Origin of the sequence: Streptomyces lincolnensis, from assembly GCF_021173675.1 — a bacterium.
GTDB lineage: Bacteria > Actinomycetota > Actinomycetes > Streptomycetales > Streptomycetaceae > Streptomyces > Streptomyces lincolnensis_B.
On the sequence record NZ_JAIHON010000015.1, the window covers coordinates 44,110 to 59,909 of the forward strand.

Sequence of the window (15,800 nt, forward strand, 5' to 3'; positions counted from 1 at the left end):
GTACGAGCGCTCATGCGGTCGCGTGTTCGAGGCGCTGGGATGGACGTATGTCCGACAACACACTCGACGCTCGCGATGCCCTCGACACGCTCGACGATCGTGCGCGTGGGGCGTGGGCCGCGCCGCTGATCTCGACCCTGGTCACGGTCCCCGCCTGTCTGGTCGCCTATCTCGTGGGCGGGTTCTCCGCGATGGCCTGCGACTCCTGCGACGGCACCCGGGCCGACCGCTTCGAGTCGAGCTTCGGCATCGCCTTCCCGGTCCTCCTCGGCGGCCTGGGCATCGCCCTGTTCCTGGTGGCCGCGAGCTGGGCCCTGCCGTGGGAACGCGGCAACACGGCCCGCCGGGTGGGTCTCGCGGCGGCGGCGCCCTTCATGGTGCCGTTCGCGTACGTCGTGTTCGCGGTGCTGGTCGACTGGCCCTAGAGGCGCCGTCCGGAGCGGTCAGGGTTTGACGTACGTCACCCTGCGGGTATTGTCTCCGGCTCGATTGGCCAGGCCCGTGCCCCGTATGGCAGACTAGCGGGGTTGCTCGGTCGAGTGTTGATGCTGCGCGCCTCCCGCCGGGAGGACCGGAAGCGAGTCCCACAGTACTCGTCGCCCTAACTGCCGTAAGGCAGCGCTGGGGCGGACGTACGGGAATCTTCCGGGAAGTGACAGCGCGGCACCGGCCAGGCACCCGGTGGGCCCGCGTCAGCCAATTGATGCAGTCGCCCCGGCTTGCGGTTCCGGAAGGGCCGTGCTCCCAGACAGGGAATGTTCGAACAAGGGACATCCGTGTCAGCGGCAGCGCGACACGCCCGACCGCGTGGGTCGGAGGATCGAGTAAGGGAACACCAGGTTCCAGAGCGTTAGAAGAGACAGGACTACTGAGTAGCCATGGCGGGACAGAAGATCCGCATCCGGCTCAAGGCCTACGACCACGAGGTCATCGACAGCTCGGCGAAGAAGATCGTCGAGACGGTGACGCGTACTGGTGCGTCGGTCGCGGGCCCGGTGCCGCTGCCCACTGAGAAGAACGTGTACTGCGTCATCAAGTCGCCGCACAAGTACAAGGACTCGCGCGAGCACTTCGAGATGCGCACGCACAAGCGCCTGATCGACATCCTCGACCCGACGCCCAAGACCGTTGACTCTCTGATGCGACTCGACCTCCCGGCCGGTGTCGACATCGAGATCAAGCTCTGAGGCCGGTGATCTGAACGATGGCTAAGCAGATCAAGGGCATCCTGGGCGAGAAGCTCGGCATGACGCAGGTGTGGGACGCGAACAACCGTGTTGTTCCGGTCACCGTCGTCAAGGCCGGCCCCAACGTCGTGACCCAGGTCCGTACGAACGACAGTGACGGCTACGAGTCGGTCCAGATCGCCTTCGGCGAGATCGACCCGCGCAAGGTGAACAAGCCCCTCAAGGGTCACTTCGCCAAGGCCGACGTCACCCCCCGTCGCCACCTCGTCGAGATCCGCACCGCGGACGCCTCCGAGTACACGCTGGGCCAGGAGATCACCGCTGAGGTGTTCGAGGCCGGCGTGAAGGTCGACGTGACCGGCAAGAGCAAGGGCAAGGGCTTCGCCGGTGTCATGAAGCGTCACAACTTCAAGGGCCTCGGCGCCGGACACGGCACCCAGCGCAAGCACCGCTCGCCCGGTTCCATCGGTGGCTGCGCCACCCCGGGCCGCGTGTTCAAGGGCCTCCGCATGGCGGGTCGCATGGGCAACGAGCGCGTCACCACCCAGAACCTGACCGTCCACGCCGTTGACGCGGAGAAGGGTCTGCTGCTCATCAAGGGCGCGGTTCCCGGTCCGAACGGCGGCCTCGTCCTGGTCCGCACCGCGGCCAAGGGGGCCTGAGGTACCGATGAGCACTGTTGACATCCTTTCGCCTGCAGGCGAGAAGACCGGTAGCGTCGAGCTCCCCGCGGAGATCTTCGGCGTCGAGAAGATCAGCATCCCGCTGCTTCACCAGGTCGTCGTCGCGCAGAACGCCGCTGCCCGTCAGGGCACGCACAAGACCAAGCGTCGCGGTGAAGTCCGTGGTGGCGGCAAGAAGCCGTACCGCCAGAAGGGCACCGGCCGCGCCCGTCAGGGCTCGACCCGCGCCCCGCAGTTCGCCGGCGGTGGCGTCGTCCACGGCCCGCAGCCGCGTGACTACTCGCAGCGGACCCCGAAGAAGATGAAGGCCGCGGCCCTGCGCCACGCCCTCACCGACCGGGCCCGCCACAACCGGATCCACGTCGTCTCCGGCGTCATCGAGGGCGAGAGCCCGTCGACGAAGGCCGCCCGGACGCTGTTCGGCAAGATCTCGGAGCGCAAGAACCTGCTCCTGGTCGTCGACCGCGCCGACGAGGCCGCGTGGCTCTCCGCCCGTAACCTGCCCCAGGTCCACATCCTGGAGCCGGGCCAGCTGAACACGTACGACGTTCTCGTCTCGGACGACGTGGTCTTCACCCAGGCCGCTTTCGAGTCCTTCGTGTCTGGCCCCAAGGCCGCTGACACCGAAGGGAGCGAAGCCTGATGGCCACGCGTCACCCGAGCATCGCCTCGAAGGCCGCCAAGGCGGCCAAGGCCGCGCGCGTCGCGAAGGCGCGTCGCCACGAGGCCGAGGGCAAGAACACCGTCGTCACGCCGGCGAGCAAGGCGTTCACGGACCCCCGTGACATCCTGCTCAAGCCGGTCGTGTCCGAGAAGAGCTACGCGCTTCTCGACGAGGGCAAGTACACGTTCGTCGTGGACCCGAGCGCCAACAAGACCCAGATCAAGCAGGCCGTCCAGGCGGTCTTCTCGGTCAAGGTCACCGGCGTCAACACGATCAACCGCCAGGGCAAGCGCAAGCGGACCCGCACCGGCTTCGGCAAGCGTGCCGACAGCAAGCGCGCGATCGTGACCCTTGCCGAGGGCGACCGTATCGACATCTTCGGCGGTCCGACCGCGTAAGCGGGTCGGATCGTCCGATATCGGACGAGGACTGAGAAATGGGAATCCGCAAGTACAAGCCGACTACGCCGGGCCGCCGTGGCTCCAGCGTCGCCGACTTCGTCGAGGTCACGCGGTCCACGCCGGAGAAGTCGCTGGTCCGCCCGCTGCACAGCAAGGGCGGCCGTAACAACGCCGGTCGTGTGACCGTTCGCCACCAGGGTGGCGGACACAAGCGCGCCTACCGAGTGATCGACTTCCGTCGTCACGACAAGGACGGCGTGCCGGCGAAGGTCGCGCACATCGAGTACGACCCCAACCGCACCGCGCGCATCGCGCTGCTGCACTACGCGGACGGCGAGAAGCGCTACATCCTCGCCCCCCGCAACCTGTCGCAGGGCGACCGCGTCGAGAACGGTCCCGGGGCCGACATCAAGCCGGGCAACAACCTGGCGCTCCGCAACATCCCGGTCGGTACCACGATCCACGCGATCGAGCTCCGTCCCGGTGGCGGCGCCAAGTTCGCCCGCTCCGCCGGTGCCTCCGTGCAGCTGCTCGCGAAGGAGGGCCAGATGGCCCACCTCCGCATGCCCTCCGGTGAGATCCGCCTGGTCGACGTGCGCTGCCGCGCCACCGTCGGCGAGGTCGGCAACGCCGAGCAGAGCAACATCAACTGGGGTAAGGCCGGCCGTAAGCGCTGGCTGGGCGTTCGCCCGACCGTCCGCGGTGTGGCGATGAACCCGGTGGACCACCCGCACGGTGGTGGTGAGGGCAAGACCTCCGGTGGTCGCCACCCGGTCTCCCCGTGGGGTCAGAAGGAGGGTCGTACTCGTTCGCCGAAGAAGGCTTCGAACAAGTACATCGTCCGCCGCCGCAAGACGAACAAGAAGCGCTAGGAGCGGGTTTAGATGCCGCGCAGTCTCAAGAAGGGGCCCTTCGTCGACGACCACCTGATCAAGAAGGTGGACGCCCAGAACGAAGCGGGTTCCAAGAACGTCATCAAGACCTGGTCCCGTCGCTCGATGATCGTCCCGGCCATGCTCGGCCACACGATCGCGGTGCACAACGGCAAGACCCACATCCCGGTGTTCGTCACCGAGTCGATGGTCGGCCACAAGCTCGGCGAGTTCTCGCCGACGCGCACCTTCCGGGGTCACGTCAAGGACGACCGGAAGTCGAAGCGCCGCTAATCGCGGATCGCATTCAGACACGTAAGTAACTGAGAGGGACAACCATGGAAGCCAGGGCCCAGGCGCGGTACATCCGCGTTACGCCCATGAAGGCCCGCCGCGTGGTGGACCTTATCCGTGGCATGGACGCCACGGAGGCTCAGGCTGTTCTGCGATTCGCTCCGCAGGCAGCCTCCGTGCCCGTCGGCAAGGTGCTCGACAGCGCCATCGCCAACGCCGCGCACAACTACGACCACACCGACGCCGACAGCCTCTTCATCTCCGAGGCGTACGTCGACGAGGGCCCGACCCTGAAGCGGTTCCGGCCGCGCGCCCAGGGCCGTGCCTACCGGATCCGCAAGCGGACCAGCCACATCACCGTGGTCGTCAGCAGCAAGGAAGGAACCCGGTAATGGGCCAGAAGGTTAACCCGCATGGGTTCCGGCTCGGTGTCACCACGGACTTCAAGTCCCGGTGGTACGCCGACAAGCTGTACAAGGACTACGTCAAGGAAGACGTCGCCATCCGTCGGATGATGACGTCCGGCATGGAGCGCGCCGGCATCTCGAAGGTGGAGATCGAGCGCACCCGTGACCGTGTGCGTGTGGACATCCACACCGCTCGTCCGGGCATCGTCATCGGCCGCCGTGGCGCCGAGGCCGACCGCATCCGCGGTGACCTCGAGAAGCTCACGGGCAAGCAGGTCCAGCTGAACATCCTCGAGGTCAAGAACCCCGAGACCGACGCTCAGCTGGTTGCCCAGGCCGTCGCCGAGCAGCTCTCCTCCCGCGTCTCCTTCCGTCGCGCCATGCGTAAGAGCATGCAGTCGGCGATGAAGGCCGGCGCCAAGGGCATCAAGATCCAGTGCGGTGGCCGCCTCGGCGGCGCCGAGATGTCCCGCTCGGAGTTCTACCGCGAGGGCCGCGTGCCCCTGCACACGCTCCGCGCGAACGTGGACTACGGCTTCTTCGAGGCCAAGACGACCTTCGGCCGCATCGGTGTGAAGGTCTGGATCTACAAGGGCGATGTCAAGAACATCGCCGAGGTCCGCGCCGAGAACGCTGCCGCCCGTGCGGGTAACCGCCCGGCTCGCGGTGGCGGTGCCGACCGCCCGGCCCGTGGTGGCCGTGGTGGCGAGCGGCGCGGTCGTAAGCCGCAGCAGGCTGCCGGTGCCGAGGCCCCCAAGGCCGAGGCTCCCGCCGCCGCTCCGGCTGAGAGCACCGGAACGGAGGCCTGACCGTCATGCTGATCCCCCGTAGGGTCAAGCACCGCAAGCAGCACCACCCCAAGCGCCGTGGACAGGCCAAGGGCGGTACGACGGTTGCGTTCGGCGAGTACGGCATCCAGGCGCTGACCCCGGCGTACGTGACGAACCGCCAGATCGAGGCCGCTCGTATCGCGATGACCCGCCACATCAAGCGTGGCGGCAAGGTCTGGATCAACATCTACCCGGACCGCCCGCTCACGAAGAAGCCCGCCGAGACCCGCATGGGTTCCGGTAAGGGTTCCCCCGAGTGGTGGATCGCGAACGTGCACCCGGGTCGGGTCATGTTCGAGCTGTCCTACCCCAACGAGAAGATCGCCCGTGAGGCGCTGACTCGTGCGGCCCACAAGCTGCCGATGAAGTGCCGGATCGTCAAGCGCGAGGCAGGTGAAGCGTGATGTCGGCCGGTACCAAGGCGTCCGAGCTGCGCGAACTGGGTGACGAGGAGCTGCTGAACAAGCTCCGCGAAGCCAAGGAAGAGCTGTTCAACCTCCGCTTCCAGGCGGCGACTGGCCAGCTCGAGAACCACGGTCGGCTCAAGGCCGTCCGTAAGGACATCGCGCGGATCTACACCCTGATGCGTGAGCGCGAGCTGGGCATCGAGACGGTGGAGAGCGCCTGATGAGTGAGAACAACGTGACTGAGCAGACTGCAGAGGCCCGCGGCTTCCGCAAGACCCGTGAGGGTCTCGTCGTCAGCGACAAGATGGACAAGACCGTCGTCGTCGCCGTCGAGGACCGCGTCAAGCACGCGCTGTACGGCAAGGTCATCCGCCGTACCAACAAGCTCAAGGCGCACGACGAGCAGAACGCTGCCGGCGTCGGCGACCGGGTCCTCCTCGCGGAGACCCGCCCGCTGTCGGCGACCAAGCGCTGGCGCATCGTCGAGATCCTCGAGAAGGCCAAGTAATTCCTGCGGCCAACCCCGCAGGTCAGTTCCGCCAGGCTCGGCAGGGGTCCTCGTACTGAGGCCCCTGCCGGGAACCGGCAGACAAACAGGAGATAGACGTGATCCAGCAGGAGTCGCGACTGCGTGTCGCCGACAACACTGGTGCGAAGGAGATCCTTTGCATCCGTGTGCTCGGTGGCTCCGGTCGCCGCTACGCGGGCATCGGTGACGTCATCGTCGCCACCGTCAAGGACGCGATCCCCGGTGGCAACGTGAAGAAGGGTGACGTCGTCAAGGCGGTCATCGTTCGCACCGTCAAGGAGCGCCGCCGTCCGGACGGCTCGTACATCCGCTTCGACGAGAACGCCGCCGTCATTCTGAAGAACGACGGCGACCCTCGCGGCACCCGTATCTTCGGCCCCGTCGGCCGTGAGCTGCGCGAGAAGAAGTTCATGAAGATCATCTCGCTCGCGCCGGAGGTGCTGTAAGCATGAAGATCAAGAAGGGCGACCTGGTCCAGGTCATCACCGGTAAGGACAAGGGCAAGCAGGGCAAGGTCATCGCGGCCTTCCCCCGCGAGGACCGCGTCCTGGTCGAGGGTGTCAACCGGGTCAAGAAGCACACCAAGGCCGGCCCGACCGCTCGCGGTTCGCAGGCCGGCGGCATCGTCACGACCGAGGCCCCGATCCACGTCTCCAACGTCCAGCTGGTCGTGGAGAAGGACGGCAACAAGGTCGTCACGCGTGTCGGTTACCGCTTCGACGACGAGGGCAACAAGATCCGCGTTGCCAAGCGGACGGGTGAGGACATCTGATGGCGACCACCACCACTCCGCGTCTGAAGACGAAGTACCGCGAGGAGATCGCGGGCAAGCTGCGTGACGAGTTCAAGTACGAGAACGTCATGCAGATCCCCGGCCTCGTCAAGATCGTGGTCAACATGGGTGTGGGCGACGCCGCCCGCGACTCCAAGCTGATCGAGGGCGCCATCCGCGACCTCACCACGATCACCGGTCAGAAGCCGGCCGTCACCAAGGCCCGTAAGTCCATCGCGCAGTTCAAGCTGCGTGAGGGCCAGCCGATCGGTGCCCACGTCACGCTTCGTGGCGACCGCATGTGGGAGTTCCTGGACCGCACCCTGTCGCTCGCGCTGCCGCGCATCCGCGACTTCCGTGGTCTGTCTCCCAAGCAGTTCGACGGCCGTGGCAACTACACCTTCGGTCTCACCGAGCAGGTCATGTTCCACGAGATCGACCAGGACAAGATCGACCGCACCCGGGGTATGGACATCACCGTGGTGACCACGGCGACCAACGACGCTGAGGGCCGCGCGCTCCTTCGTCACCTCGGCTTCCCCTTCAAGGAGGCGTGAGCGAGATGGCGAAGAAGGCTCTGATTGCCAAGGCTGCTCGTAAGCCCAAGTTCGGTGTGCGTGCGTACACCCGCTGCCAGCGCTGCGGCCGTCCGCACTCCGTGTACCGCAAGTTCGGCCTGTGCCGCGTGTGCCTTCGTGAGATGGCTCACCGTGGCGAGCTGCCGGGCGTGACCAAGAGCTCCTGGTAATCCCGCTTTCAGGGATTCCCGAAGCTCTCGGTAAGTAAAGGGCTGTGTCAGGTGCCCACCCCTTCATGGCTTAGGCTAGGAGGGTTGGGCGCCTGGACGCCCATACGACTTACTACGCCGTAGGTCCACCGCACCGCACCCGCCTCGTCTCGGATCGAGGAGAGGGATGGGCACCTGGAAACCCCGGCGAGAGAGGCCGAAGGCCAATTCATGACCATGACTGATCCGATCGCAGACATGCTGACGCGTCTGCGGAATGCGAACTCGGCGTACCACGACTCCGTGACGATGCCGGCATCGAAGATCAAGTCTCACATCGCGGAGATCCTCCAGCAGGAGGGCTTCATCACGGGCTGGAAGGTCGAGGACGCCGAGGTCGGCAAGAACCTCGTCCTGGAGCTGAAGTTCGGCCCCAACCGTGAGCGCTCCATCGCGGGCATCAAGCGGATCTCCAAGCCCGGTCTCCGGGTGTACGCGAAGTCCACCAACCTGCCGAAGGTGCTCGGCGGCCTCGGCGTGGCGATCATCTCCACGTCGCACGGGCTCCTCACCGACAAGCAGGCCGGCAAGAAGGGCGTGGGTGGGGAAGTCCTCGCCTACGTCTGGTAGCGGAAGGGAACGGAGGAAACAGCTATGTCGCGCATTGGCAAGCTCCCCATCACGGTTCCCGCCGGCGTGGACGTCACCATCGACGGCCGTACGGTCGCGGTCAAGGGCCCCAAGGGCTCGCTGACCCACACCGTTGCCGCGCCGATCGACATCGCCAAGGGTGAGGACGGCGTTCTCAACGTCACCCGCCCCAACGACGAGCGTCAGAGCAAGGCCCTGCACGGCCTGTCCCGCACGCTGGTGGCGAACATGATCACCGGCGTGACCCAGGGTTACGTGAAGAAGCTCGAAATCAGCGGTGTCGGTTACCGAGTGACCGCCAAGGGTTCGAACCTGGAGTTCGCTCTCGGTTACAGCCACCCGATCCTGGTCGAGGCCCCCGAGGGCATCACCTTCAAGGTGGAGTCCCCGACCCGTTTCCAGGTCGAGGGCATCGACAAGCAGAAGGTCGGCGAGGTTGCGGCCAACATCCGCAAGCTGCGCAAGCCCGACCCGTACAAGGCCAAGGGTGTCAAGTACGAGGGCGAAGTCATCCGCCGCAAGGTCGGAAAGGCGGGTAAGTAAGCCATGGCATACGGACAGAAGATCCTCAAGGGCGACGCCTACAAGCGCGCCGCGATCAAGCGCCGCCACATCCGGATCCGCAAGTCGATCAACGGTACGGCGGAGCGTCCTCGCCTGGTCGTGACCCGCTCGAACCGCCACATCGTGGCCCAGGTGATCGACGACATCAAGGGTCACACCCTTGCGTCGGCGTCCACCCTGGACACCTCGATCCGCGGTGGCGAGGGCGACAAGTCCGCGCAGGCCAAGCAGGTCGGCGCCCTGGTCGCCGAGCGCGCCAAGGCCGCCGGTGTCGAGGCTGTCGTATTCGACCGTGGTGGCAACCAGTACGCGGGGCGCATCGCCGCCCTGGCGGACGCCGCCCGCGAAGCCGGGCTCAAGTTCTGAGCCGCTTGTAGCTAGCGGAAAGAGAGAGGTAATCCAATGGCTGGACCCCAGCGCCGCGGAAGCGGTGCCGGTGGCGGCGAGCGGCGGGACCGGAAGGGCCGTGACGGCGGCGCTGCTGCCGCCGAGAAGACCGCGTACGTTGAGCGCGTCGTCGCGATCAACCGCGTCGCCAAGGTTGTGAAGGGTGGTCGTCGCTTCAGCTTCACCGCGCTGGTCGTGGTGGGCGATGGTGACGGCACCGTGGGTGTCGGTTACGGCAAGGCCAAGGAGGTGCCGGCCGCCATCGCCAAGGGTGTTGAGGAGGCCAAGAAGCACTTCTTCAAGGTCCCCCGTATCCAGGGCACCATCCCGCACCCGATCACGGGTGAGAAGGCTGCCGGCGTCGTGCTGCTCAAGCCCGCGTCCCCCGGTACCGGCGTTATCGCCGGTGGCCCGGTGCGTGCGGTGCTCGAGTGCGCCGGTATCCACGACGTGCTGTCGAAGTCGCTCGGCTCGTCGAACGCGATCAACATCGTGCACGCGACCGTGGAGGCCCTGAAGGGCCTGCAGCGTCCCGAGGAGATCGCGGCTCGCCGTGGTCTGCCGCTCGAGGACGTCGCTCCCGCGGCTCTGCTGCGTGCGCGTGCCGGGGCTGGTGCTGCGTAATGGCTCAGCTCAAGATCACGCAGACGAAGTCGTACATCGGCAGCAAGCAGAACCACCGTGACACCCTGCGCTCCCTTGGTCTCAAGGGGATCAACACGCAGGTCGTCAAGGAGGATCGTCCCGAGTTCCGCGGCATGGTGCACACCGTCCGCCACCTCGTGACGGTCGAGGAGGTCGACTGATCATGGCGGAGAACAACCCGCTCAAGATCCACAACCTCCGTCCCGCCCCGGGCGCCAAGACCACCAAGACCCGTGTCGGTCGTGGTGAGGCGTCGAAGGGTAAGACGGCCGGTCGTGGTACCAAGGGTACGAAGGCCCGTTACCAGGTTCCGGAGCGCTTCGAGGGTGGGCAGATGCCCCTCCACATGCGTCTTCCGAAGCTGAAGGGCTTCAAGAACCCGTTCAAGACCGAGTTCCAGGTCGTGAACCTCGACAAGCTGGCCGCGCTGTACCCCGAGGGTGGCGAGGTCACCGTCGAGGGCCTCGTGGCCAAGGGCGCGGTTCGCAAGAACAGCCTCGTCAAGGTCCTCGGCCAGGGCGAGATCTCCGTGGCGCTGCAGGTGACGGTCGACGCCGTCTCCGGCTCCGCCAAGGAGAAGATCACCGCCGCCGGCGGTACCGTCACCGAGCTCGTCTGAACACAGCGGGCGTCTCGATGACTTGAGCGATCCCGACCGGGGATACCCCACAAATGGGGTATCCCCGGTTGGTCGTTCCTAGGGGGCAGTCTCGCCGGTAAGGTTGCCTGCACTGCCCACTTTCACAAGGTGCTTCCCATGGGGCACCTTGGGCGGCAGTCGACCGTTAGACATGTCGTTGTTCTTATTGGACCTTCAAGACCGTCACCCTTGACGCAGTAGCGCGGGGGTCGCAGGAGGCACCGTGCTCACCGCGTTCGCCCGGGCGTTCAAGACGCCCGACCTGCGCAAGAAGCTGCTCTTCACGCTCGGCATCATCGTGGTGTACCGGATCGGTACCCACGTTCCGATTCCGGGCGTCGACTACACAGCCGTCCAGCAGTGCGTGAAAGAGGCGTCTGCCAACCAGGGCCTGTTCGGTCTCGTCAACATGTTCAGCGGTGGCGCGCTGTTGCAGATCACCATCTTCGCGCTGGGCATCATGCCGTACATCACGGCGAGCATCATCCTCCAGCTGCTGACGGTGGTGATCCCGCGCCTGGAAGCCCTGAAGAAGGAGGGCCAGGCCGGTACGGCGAAGATCACGCAGTACACCCGTTACCTCACCGTGGCGCTGGCCATCCTCCAGGGCACCGGCCTGGTCGCCACCGCCCGCAGCGGCGCCCTGTTCCAGGGCTGCCAGGTCGCCGGCCAGATCGTCCCCGACCGTTCGATCTTCACCACGATCGTCATGGTGATCACCATGACCGCGGGCACGGCCGTCGTGATGTGGCTCGGTGAGCTCATCACCGACCGCGGCATCGGCAACGGCATGTCGATCCTGATGTTCATCTCGATCGCCGCGACCTTCCCGTCCGCGCTGTGGGCCATCAAGAAGCAGGGCACCCTGGCCGGCGGCTGGATCGAGTTCGGCACCGTCATCGCGGTCGGGCTCGTCATGGTCGGCCTGGTGGTCTTCGTCGAGCAGGCTCAGCGCCGCATTCCGGTCCAGTACGCGAAGCGGATGATCGGCCGCCGTTCCTACGGCGGTACGTCGACCTACATCCCGCTGAAGGTCAACCAGGCCGGTGTGATTCCCGTCATCTTCGCGTCGTCGCTGCTCTACATCCCGGCGCTGATCGCACAGTTCTCCAGTGGTACGTCGGGCTGGAAGACCTGGATCGAGGCCAACCTCGTCAAGGGTGACCACCCGATTTACATCAGCATGTACTTCTTGCTCATCGTTTTCTTCGCGTTCTTCTACGTGGCGATCTCCTTCAACCCCGAAGAAGTCGCCGACAACATGAAGAAGTATGGTGGCTTCATCCCGGGCATCCGGGCTGGCCGACCGACCGCTGAGTACCTGAGTTACGTGCTCAACCGGATCACCTGGCCGGGTTCGCTGTACCTGGGGTTGATCGCTCTCGTGCCGACGATGGCGTTGGTTGGGTTTGGGGCAAACCAGAACTTCCCGTTCGGCGGGACCAGCATCCTGATCATCGTGGGTGTCGGTCTCGAAACGGTGAAGCAGATCGAGAGCCAGCTCCAGCAGCGCAATTACGAAGGGTTCCTCCGCTGATGCGAATCGTCCTCGTCGGGCCGCCGGGTGCGGGCAAGGGAACGCAGGCCGCGTTCCTCGCCCAGAACCTCTCCATCCCGCACATCTCCACGGGCGACCTGTTCCGAGCCAACATCAGCCAGCAGACGGAACTCGGCAAACTCGCGAAGTCCTACATGGACGCGGGCAACCTGGTACCGGACGAGGTCACCATCGGTATGGCCAAGGACCGCATGGAGCAGTCCGACGCCGAGGGCGGTTTCCTGCTGGACGGCTTCCCGCGGAACGTGTCGCAGGCCGAGGCGCTGGACGAGATGCTGCACAGCGAGGGCATGAAGCTGGACGCGGTGCTGGACCTGGAGGTCCCCGAGGAGGAGGTCGTCAAGCGCATCGCCGGCCGCCGAATCTGCCGTAACGACTCCGCGCACGTCTTCCACGTGTCCTACAAGGCACCGAAGCAGGAAGGCGTCTGCGACGTCTGCGGCGGCGAGCTGTACCAGCGCGACGACGACTCCGAGGAGACCGTCCGCAAGCGCCTGGAGGTCTACCACACCCAGACCGAGCCGATCATCGACTACTACAAGGCCCAGGGCCTCGTGGTGACGATCTCGGCCCTCGGCAAGGTGGAGGACGTCACCGGGCGCGCGATGGAGGCGCTCAAGCGCGAGGACGACGCCGCCTAGGCGGTCGCCCCCTTCAGTACGTCGTGGCAGCCGCGGTTCCCTTGCCAGGGGGCCGCGGCTGCTGTGTGGGTGCACGTATGGTTGAAGGCACCCTTCCTGTCATCCGTCCCCTCCACGGTCCACGACCCCGGTCCAAGAAAGGCCCCCGCCGCCATGGTGCAGATCAAGACCCCCGAGCAGATCGCCAAGATGCGTGAGGCGGGGCTGGTCGTCGCCGCCATCCACGCGGCGACGCGAGAGGCCGCGGTGCCCGGGGCCACGACCAGGGACCTGGACCAGGTCGCCCGCAAGGTCCTCGCGGAGCACGACGCGAAGCCGAACTTCCTGGGGTACGGCGGCTTCCCCGCGACGATCTGCACCTCGGTGAACGAGGTCGTCGTCCACGGCATCCCGTCCGACGACGTCGTCCTGAAGGACGGCGACATCATCTCCATCGACTGCGGCGCGATCATCGACGGCTGGCACGGTGACGCGGCCTACACGGCCTTCGTGGGGTCGGGTCACGCTCCGGAGCTGGTCGAGCTCTCCCGGGTGACCGAGGAGTCGATGTGGGCCGGTATCGCGGCGATGAAGCAGGGCAACCGGCTCGTCGACGTCTCCCGGGCCATCGAGACGTACATCCGCCGGCAGCCGAAGCCGGGCGGTGGGCGGTACGGGATCATCGAGGACTACGGCGGGCACGGCATCGGTACGGAGATGCACATGGACCCGCATCTGCTGAACTACGTGGACCGGCGCCGGGGGAAGGGGCCGAAGCTGGTTCCGGGCTTCTGCCTGGCGATCGAGCCGATGGTGTCCCTGGGGACGCCGAAGACCGAGGTCCTGTCGGACGACTGGACGGTCATCACGACGGATGGCACCTGGTCGTCCCACTGGGAGCACTCGGTGGCGCTGACCGAGGAGGGGCCGCTGGTCCTCACGGCTCCCGACGGCGGCAAGGCCAGGCTTGCCGAGCACGGGATCACGGCGGCACCGGATCCTTTGGCCTGAGGGCGGACCCGGTCGCCGGTCGGAGGCAGGCGCAGCCGCTCGAAGCCTGTGAGGCGCCCTGGGCGCCGAGCCCGCGAGAGGGGCATCCGAAATGGGGTCCGAGGTCCTGTCGGACGACTGGACGGTCATCACGACGGATGGCACCTGGTCGTCCCACTGGGAGCACTCGGTGGCGCTGACCGAGGAGGGGCCGCTCGTCCTGACGTCTCCCGGCGGGGGCAGGGCGAAGCTCGCGGAGCACGGGGTCGTCGCCGCGCCGGACCCGTTGGCTTAATGATCTCTCTCGTGGGGCATCCTTCCTCAATTCGTCTTTCCGAGTGGCCTGACGTAGACTGACTCGTCGGCTCTCGTGTACCCGCATGCCTTCATGCGGTAGCGGGGGTCGATCAAGGTAGTCGATTCGAAGGGCGAAGCGTGGCCAAGAAGCAAGGTGCCATCGAGATCGAGGGCACTGTCGTCGAGTCTCTGCCGAACGCCATGTTCAAGGTCGAGCTCCAGAACGGCCACCAGGTCCTGGCACACATCAGCGGCAAGATGCGTATGCACTACATCCGCATCCTCCCTGACGACCGGGTCGTGGTGGAGCTGTCTCCGTACGACCTGACGCGTGGCCGGATCGTCTACCGGTACAAGTAGATCCCTCTGACTCGGAGAACCTCGATCCCATGAAGGTCAAGCCGAGCGTCAAGAAGATCTGCGACAAGTGCAGGGTGATCCGCCGTCACGGTCGGGTCATGGTCATTTGCGAGAACCCGCGCCACAAGCAGCGCCAGGGCTAGTCGTAAAGAGGCCTCACCCTCTGCCTTCGCAGAGACTTCGCGCGACGCGAGCTGATTACGTAAATACGCGGAACCCGGACATCGCACGGTGTCCGACACCCTCGGTTCGGAGGCCGAGGACCCGATTCGTACCTGGTACGGCGGTCGGGATCCGGTTCTGTGTCAGACCTCCGAAGATCAACTGGAGCCATTGAATGGCACGCGTTTCCGGTGTTGACATCCCGCGCGAAAAGCGCGTGGAGGTCGCCCTGACCTACGTGTTCGGCATCGGCCGGACCCTGTCCCAGCTGACGCTGGCCGAGACCGGCATCGACCCGAACACCCGCGTTCGCGACCTCTCCGAGGAGCAGCTCGTCGCGATTCGTGAGTACGTCGACAACAACATCAAGACCGAGGGTGACCTCCGTCGCGAGATCCAGGCCGACATCCGCCGCAAGGTCGAGATCGGTTGCTACCAGGGTCTCCGCCACCGCCGTGGTCTGCCCGTCCGCGGTCAGCGCACCAGCACGAACGCTCGTACCCGCAAGGGCCCGCGTCGCGCCATCGCCGGCAAGAAGAAGCCGGGCAAGAAGTAGTCCTCAGCGGACAACGCTTCATCAGCGGTCTTCGCTGTAGGACCGACCACCTCCCCGTAGGAGTAATAGATGCCCCCCAAGGGTCGTCAGGGCGCTGCCAAGAAGGTGCGCCGCAAGGAAAAGAAGAACGTCGCTCACGGTCACGCGCACATCAAGAGCACGTTCAACAACACGATCGTCTCGATCACGGACCCCTCGGGCAACGTGATCTCCTGGGCCTCCGCCGGCCACGTCGGCTTCAAGGGCTCGCGCAAGTCCACCCCCTTCGCCGCGCAGATGGCCGCCGAGTCGGCCGCCCGTCGCGCGCAGGAGCACGGCATGCGCAAGGTGGACGTGTTCGTCAAGGGCCCGGGTTCGGGTCGTGAGACCGCCATCCGTTCGCTTCAGGCGACCGGTCTCGAGGTCGGCTCCATCCAGGACGTCACCCCCACCCCGCACAACGGCTGCCGTCCGCCCAAGCGTCGCCGCGTCTGATCTTTCGGATCTCTGACGCAGGCCGCTTGGTCTGAGGTTTTCGGGCGGTATGGCTCTTCGGGGCCATATCGCCCGTACCCTTGTAACACCATCAGGGCGTCAAATAGCGGGCGCCCCTGACTG

General features: G+C 66.0%; 30 protein-coding genes. All 30 read left to right on the top strand.

The features are described 5' to 3' along the window. Positions 1 to 47: 47 nt before the first annotated feature. The gene (locus tag K4B79_RS37120; RefSeq protein WP_232031827.1) at positions 48 to 425 is read left to right on the top strand and encodes a hypothetical protein; all 378 of its coding nucleotides are present in this window, start codon (positions 48 to 50) and stop codon (positions 423 to 425) included. Between the two features lie 453 nt (positions 426 to 878). Beyond that, positions 879 to 1,187 carry a 30S ribosomal protein S10 gene (rpsJ, locus tag K4B79_RS37125; protein WP_003948644.1) on the top strand — a complete coding sequence of 103 codons (309 nt, stop codon included), beginning with the start codon at positions 879 to 881 and terminating at the stop codon, positions 1,185 to 1,187. A gap of 17 nt (positions 1,188 to 1,204) precedes the next feature. Next, positions 1,205 to 1,849, top strand: coding sequence for a 50S ribosomal protein L3 (gene rplC, locus K4B79_RS37130; protein ID WP_232031828.1), 645 nt, complete (start codon positions 1,205 to 1,207; stop codon positions 1,847 to 1,849). A gap of 7 nt (positions 1,850 to 1,856) precedes the next feature. Then, positions 1,857 to 2,513, top strand: a complete 657-nt coding sequence (gene rplD / locus K4B79_RS37135; protein ID WP_232031829.1) for a 50S ribosomal protein L4 — start codon at positions 1,857 to 1,859, stop codon at positions 2,511 to 2,513. After that, entirely contained in the window at positions 2,513 to 2,932 is a 420-nt protein-coding gene (gene rplW / locus K4B79_RS37140) for a 50S ribosomal protein L23 (protein ID WP_232031830.1), read from the top strand. Before rplD ends, rplW begins: the two co-directional genes overlap by 1 nt. A gap of 38 nt (positions 2,933 to 2,970) precedes the next feature. Beyond that, positions 2,971 to 3,807, top strand: a complete 837-nt coding sequence (gene rplB / locus K4B79_RS37145; RefSeq protein WP_028805741.1) for a 50S ribosomal protein L2 — start codon at positions 2,971 to 2,973, stop codon at positions 3,805 to 3,807. Between the two features lie 12 nt (positions 3,808 to 3,819). Then, the gene (rpsS, locus tag K4B79_RS37150; RefSeq protein ID WP_007384069.1) at positions 3,820 to 4,101 is read left to right on the top strand and encodes a 30S ribosomal protein S19; all 282 of its coding nucleotides are present in this window, start codon (positions 3,820 to 3,822) and stop codon (positions 4,099 to 4,101) included. A gap of 44 nt (positions 4,102 to 4,145) precedes the next feature. Beyond that, positions 4,146 to 4,493, top strand: a complete 348-nt coding sequence (gene rplV / locus K4B79_RS37155) for a 50S ribosomal protein L22 (protein WP_003974262.1) — start codon at positions 4,146 to 4,148, stop codon at positions 4,491 to 4,493. Further along, positions 4,493 to 5,317: a 30S ribosomal protein S3 gene (gene rpsC, locus K4B79_RS37160; protein ID WP_062023386.1), complete on the top strand. Its 825-nt coding sequence runs from the start codon at positions 4,493 to 4,495 to the stop codon at positions 5,315 to 5,317. Before rplV ends, rpsC begins: the two co-directional genes overlap by 1 nt. Positions 5,318 to 5,322: 5 nt before the next feature. Continuing rightward, positions 5,323 to 5,742 carry a 50S ribosomal protein L16 gene (rplP, locus tag K4B79_RS37165; protein WP_004927269.1) on the top strand — a complete coding sequence of 140 codons (420 nt, stop codon included), beginning with the start codon at positions 5,323 to 5,325 and terminating at the stop codon, positions 5,740 to 5,742. Further along, a complete protein-coding gene (gene rpmC / locus K4B79_RS37170; RefSeq protein WP_005481220.1) occupies positions 5,742 to 5,966 on the top strand; it encodes a 50S ribosomal protein L29 in 225 nt (74 codons plus the stop codon). The genes rplP and rpmC overlap by 1 nt, the downstream gene beginning before the upstream one ends. Then, entirely contained in the window at positions 5,966 to 6,253 is a 288-nt protein-coding gene (rpsQ, locus tag K4B79_RS37175) for a 30S ribosomal protein S17 (RefSeq protein ID WP_079660412.1), read from the top strand. The genes rpmC and rpsQ overlap by 1 nt, the downstream gene beginning before the upstream one ends. Before the next feature lie 98 nt (positions 6,254 to 6,351). Continuing rightward, complete coding sequence (rplN, locus tag K4B79_RS37180) at positions 6,352 to 6,720, top strand: 50S ribosomal protein L14 (RefSeq protein WP_003998823.1); 369 nt, start codon at positions 6,352 to 6,354, stop codon at positions 6,718 to 6,720. A gap of 2 nt (positions 6,721 to 6,722) precedes the next feature. Then, positions 6,723 to 7,046, top strand: coding sequence for a 50S ribosomal protein L24 (gene rplX, locus K4B79_RS37185; protein WP_003992365.1), 324 nt, complete (start codon positions 6,723 to 6,725; stop codon positions 7,044 to 7,046). Next, on the top strand, positions 7,046 to 7,603 hold the full coding sequence (gene rplE / locus K4B79_RS37190) for a 50S ribosomal protein L5 (RefSeq protein ID WP_020135807.1): 558 nt from the start codon (positions 7,046 to 7,048) through the stop codon (positions 7,601 to 7,603). Before rplX ends, rplE begins: the two co-directional genes overlap by 1 nt. Before the next feature lie 5 nt (positions 7,604 to 7,608). After that, a complete protein-coding gene (locus K4B79_RS37195) occupies positions 7,609 to 7,794 on the top strand; it encodes a type Z 30S ribosomal protein S14 (RefSeq protein WP_003956452.1) in 186 nt (61 codons plus the stop codon). Positions 7,795 to 8,004: 210 nt separating this feature from the next. Further along, the gene (rpsH, locus tag K4B79_RS37200; protein WP_007384075.1) at positions 8,005 to 8,403 is read left to right on the top strand and encodes a 30S ribosomal protein S8; all 399 of its coding nucleotides are present in this window, start codon (positions 8,005 to 8,007) and stop codon (positions 8,401 to 8,403) included. 24 nt (positions 8,404 to 8,427) lie between these two features. Then, positions 8,428 to 8,967: a 50S ribosomal protein L6 gene (gene rplF, locus K4B79_RS37205; RefSeq protein WP_232031831.1), complete on the top strand. Its 540-nt coding sequence runs from the start codon at positions 8,428 to 8,430 to the stop codon at positions 8,965 to 8,967. A gap of 3 nt (positions 8,968 to 8,970) precedes the next feature. Then, positions 8,971 to 9,354 carry a 50S ribosomal protein L18 gene (gene rplR, locus K4B79_RS37210; RefSeq protein WP_037680387.1) on the top strand — a complete coding sequence of 128 codons (384 nt, stop codon included), beginning with the start codon at positions 8,971 to 8,973 and terminating at the stop codon, positions 9,352 to 9,354. 36 nt (positions 9,355 to 9,390) lie between these two features. Then, positions 9,391 to 9,999 carry a 30S ribosomal protein S5 gene (gene rpsE / locus K4B79_RS37215; RefSeq protein WP_108954805.1) on the top strand — a complete coding sequence of 203 codons (609 nt, stop codon included), beginning with the start codon at positions 9,391 to 9,393 and terminating at the stop codon, positions 9,997 to 9,999. Beyond that, a complete protein-coding gene (gene rpmD / locus K4B79_RS37220; protein WP_005481207.1) occupies positions 9,999 to 10,181 on the top strand; it encodes a 50S ribosomal protein L30 in 183 nt (60 codons plus the stop codon). The genes rpsE and rpmD overlap by 1 nt, the downstream gene beginning before the upstream one ends. 2 nt (positions 10,182 to 10,183) lie before the next feature. Further along, positions 10,184 to 10,639, top strand: coding sequence for a 50S ribosomal protein L15 (rplO, locus tag K4B79_RS37225; protein WP_232031832.1), 456 nt, complete (start codon positions 10,184 to 10,186; stop codon positions 10,637 to 10,639). A gap of 244 nt (positions 10,640 to 10,883) precedes the next feature. Beyond that, the gene (secY, locus tag K4B79_RS37230) at positions 10,884 to 12,197 is read left to right on the top strand and encodes a preprotein translocase subunit SecY (protein WP_232031833.1); all 1,314 of its coding nucleotides are present in this window, start codon (positions 10,884 to 10,886) and stop codon (positions 12,195 to 12,197) included. Beyond that, positions 12,197 to 12,859 (top strand): adenylate kinase, encoded by a 663-nt coding sequence (locus K4B79_RS37235; RefSeq protein WP_232031834.1) that lies wholly within the window; start codon positions 12,197 to 12,199, stop codon positions 12,857 to 12,859. The genes secY and K4B79_RS37235 overlap by 1 nt, the downstream gene beginning before the upstream one ends. A 153-nt stretch (positions 12,860 to 13,012) precedes the next feature. Continuing rightward, the gene (gene map, locus K4B79_RS37240) at positions 13,013 to 13,849 is read left to right on the top strand and encodes a type I methionyl aminopeptidase (protein WP_232031835.1); all 837 of its coding nucleotides are present in this window, start codon (positions 13,013 to 13,015) and stop codon (positions 13,847 to 13,849) included. A 91-nt stretch (positions 13,850 to 13,940) separates the two neighbouring features. Further along, positions 13,941 to 14,123, top strand: coding sequence for a hypothetical protein (locus tag K4B79_RS37245; RefSeq protein WP_374208557.1), 183 nt, complete (start codon positions 13,941 to 13,943; stop codon positions 14,121 to 14,123). Positions 14,124 to 14,263: 140 nt separating this feature from the next. Further along, positions 14,264 to 14,485 (top strand): translation initiation factor IF-1, encoded by a 222-nt coding sequence (infA, locus tag K4B79_RS37250; protein WP_003948620.1) that lies wholly within the window; start codon positions 14,264 to 14,266, stop codon positions 14,483 to 14,485. A 29-nt stretch (positions 14,486 to 14,514) separates the two neighbouring features. Next, on the top strand, positions 14,515 to 14,628 hold the full coding sequence (gene rpmJ, locus K4B79_RS37255) for a 50S ribosomal protein L36 (protein WP_003998809.1): 114 nt from the start codon (positions 14,515 to 14,517) through the stop codon (positions 14,626 to 14,628). Positions 14,629 to 14,822: 194 nt separating this feature from the next. Further along, positions 14,823 to 15,203, top strand: a complete 381-nt coding sequence (rpsM, locus tag K4B79_RS37260) for a 30S ribosomal protein S13 (RefSeq protein ID WP_037680379.1) — start codon at positions 14,823 to 14,825, stop codon at positions 15,201 to 15,203. A gap of 69 nt (positions 15,204 to 15,272) precedes the next feature. Next, positions 15,273 to 15,677, top strand: coding sequence for a 30S ribosomal protein S11 (gene rpsK / locus K4B79_RS37265; RefSeq protein WP_003956432.1), 405 nt, complete (start codon positions 15,273 to 15,275; stop codon positions 15,675 to 15,677). Positions 15,678 to 15,800 lie beyond the last annotated feature (123 nt).

What these genes read in the sequence shown, in the direction of transcription:
- K4B79_RS37235 (WP_232031834.1), top strand. Translation starts at nt 12,197, where the DNA reads ATGCGAATCGTCCTCGTCGGGCCGCCGGGTGCGGGCAAGGGAACGCAG.
- rpsQ (WP_079660412.1), top strand. Translation starts at nt 5,966, where the DNA reads ATGAGTGAGAACAACGTGACTGAGCAGACTGCAGAGGCCCGCGGCTTC.
- K4B79_RS37120 (WP_232031827.1), top strand. Translation starts at nt 48, where the DNA reads ATGTCCGACAACACACTCGACGCTCGCGATGCCCTCGACACGCTCGAC.
- rplC (WP_232031828.1), top strand. Translation starts at nt 1,205, where the DNA reads ATGGCTAAGCAGATCAAGGGCATCCTGGGCGAGAAGCTCGGCATGACG.
- K4B79_RS37195 (WP_003956452.1), top strand. Translation starts at nt 7,609, where the DNA reads ATGGCGAAGAAGGCTCTGATTGCCAAGGCTGCTCGTAAGCCCAAGTTC.
- rpmD (WP_005481207.1), top strand. Translation starts at nt 9,999, where the DNA reads ATGGCTCAGCTCAAGATCACGCAGACGAAGTCGTACATCGGCAGCAAG.
- rplW (WP_232031830.1), top strand. Translation starts at nt 2,513, where the DNA reads ATGGCCACGCGTCACCCGAGCATCGCCTCGAAGGCCGCCAAGGCGGCC.
- rplF (WP_232031831.1), top strand. Translation starts at nt 8,428, where the DNA reads ATGTCGCGCATTGGCAAGCTCCCCATCACGGTTCCCGCCGGCGTGGAC.
- rpsH (WP_007384075.1), top strand. Translation starts at nt 8,005, where the DNA reads ATGACCATGACTGATCCGATCGCAGACATGCTGACGCGTCTGCGGAAT.
- rpmJ (WP_003998809.1), top strand. Translation starts at nt 14,515, where the DNA reads ATGAAGGTCAAGCCGAGCGTCAAGAAGATCTGCGACAAGTGCAGGGTG.
- rplD (WP_232031829.1), top strand. Translation starts at nt 1,857, where the DNA reads ATGAGCACTGTTGACATCCTTTCGCCTGCAGGCGAGAAGACCGGTAGC.
- rpsM (WP_037680379.1), top strand. Translation starts at nt 14,823, where the DNA reads ATGGCACGCGTTTCCGGTGTTGACATCCCGCGCGAAAAGCGCGTGGAG.
- rplE (WP_020135807.1), top strand. Translation starts at nt 7,046, where the DNA reads ATGGCGACCACCACCACTCCGCGTCTGAAGACGAAGTACCGCGAGGAG.
- rplX (WP_003992365.1), top strand. Translation starts at nt 6,723, where the DNA reads ATGAAGATCAAGAAGGGCGACCTGGTCCAGGTCATCACCGGTAAGGAC.
- rplP (WP_004927269.1), top strand. Translation starts at nt 5,323, where the DNA reads ATGCTGATCCCCCGTAGGGTCAAGCACCGCAAGCAGCACCACCCCAAG.
- rpsJ (WP_003948644.1), top strand. Translation starts at nt 879, where the DNA reads ATGGCGGGACAGAAGATCCGCATCCGGCTCAAGGCCTACGACCACGAG.
- rplO (WP_232031832.1), top strand. Translation starts at nt 10,184, where the DNA reads ATGGCGGAGAACAACCCGCTCAAGATCCACAACCTCCGTCCCGCCCCG.
- rpsS (WP_007384069.1), top strand. Translation starts at nt 3,820, where the DNA reads ATGCCGCGCAGTCTCAAGAAGGGGCCCTTCGTCGACGACCACCTGATC.
- map (WP_232031835.1), top strand. Translation starts at nt 13,013, where the DNA reads ATGGTGCAGATCAAGACCCCCGAGCAGATCGCCAAGATGCGTGAGGCG.
- K4B79_RS37245 (WP_374208557.1), top strand. Translation starts at nt 13,941, where the DNA reads ATGGGGTCCGAGGTCCTGTCGGACGACTGGACGGTCATCACGACGGAT.
- rpsE (WP_108954805.1), top strand. Translation starts at nt 9,391, where the DNA reads ATGGCTGGACCCCAGCGCCGCGGAAGCGGTGCCGGTGGCGGCGAGCGG.
- rpmC (WP_005481220.1), top strand. Translation starts at nt 5,742, where the DNA reads ATGTCGGCCGGTACCAAGGCGTCCGAGCTGCGCGAACTGGGTGACGAG.
- rplB (WP_028805741.1), top strand. Translation starts at nt 2,971, where the DNA reads ATGGGAATCCGCAAGTACAAGCCGACTACGCCGGGCCGCCGTGGCTCC.
- rplV (WP_003974262.1), top strand. Translation starts at nt 4,146, where the DNA reads ATGGAAGCCAGGGCCCAGGCGCGGTACATCCGCGTTACGCCCATGAAG.
- rpsC (WP_062023386.1), top strand. Translation starts at nt 4,493, where the DNA reads ATGGGCCAGAAGGTTAACCCGCATGGGTTCCGGCTCGGTGTCACCACG.
- rpsK (WP_003956432.1), top strand. Translation starts at nt 15,273, where the DNA reads ATGCCCCCCAAGGGTCGTCAGGGCGCTGCCAAGAAGGTGCGCCGCAAG.
- rplR (WP_037680387.1), top strand. Translation starts at nt 8,971, where the DNA reads ATGGCATACGGACAGAAGATCCTCAAGGGCGACGCCTACAAGCGCGCC.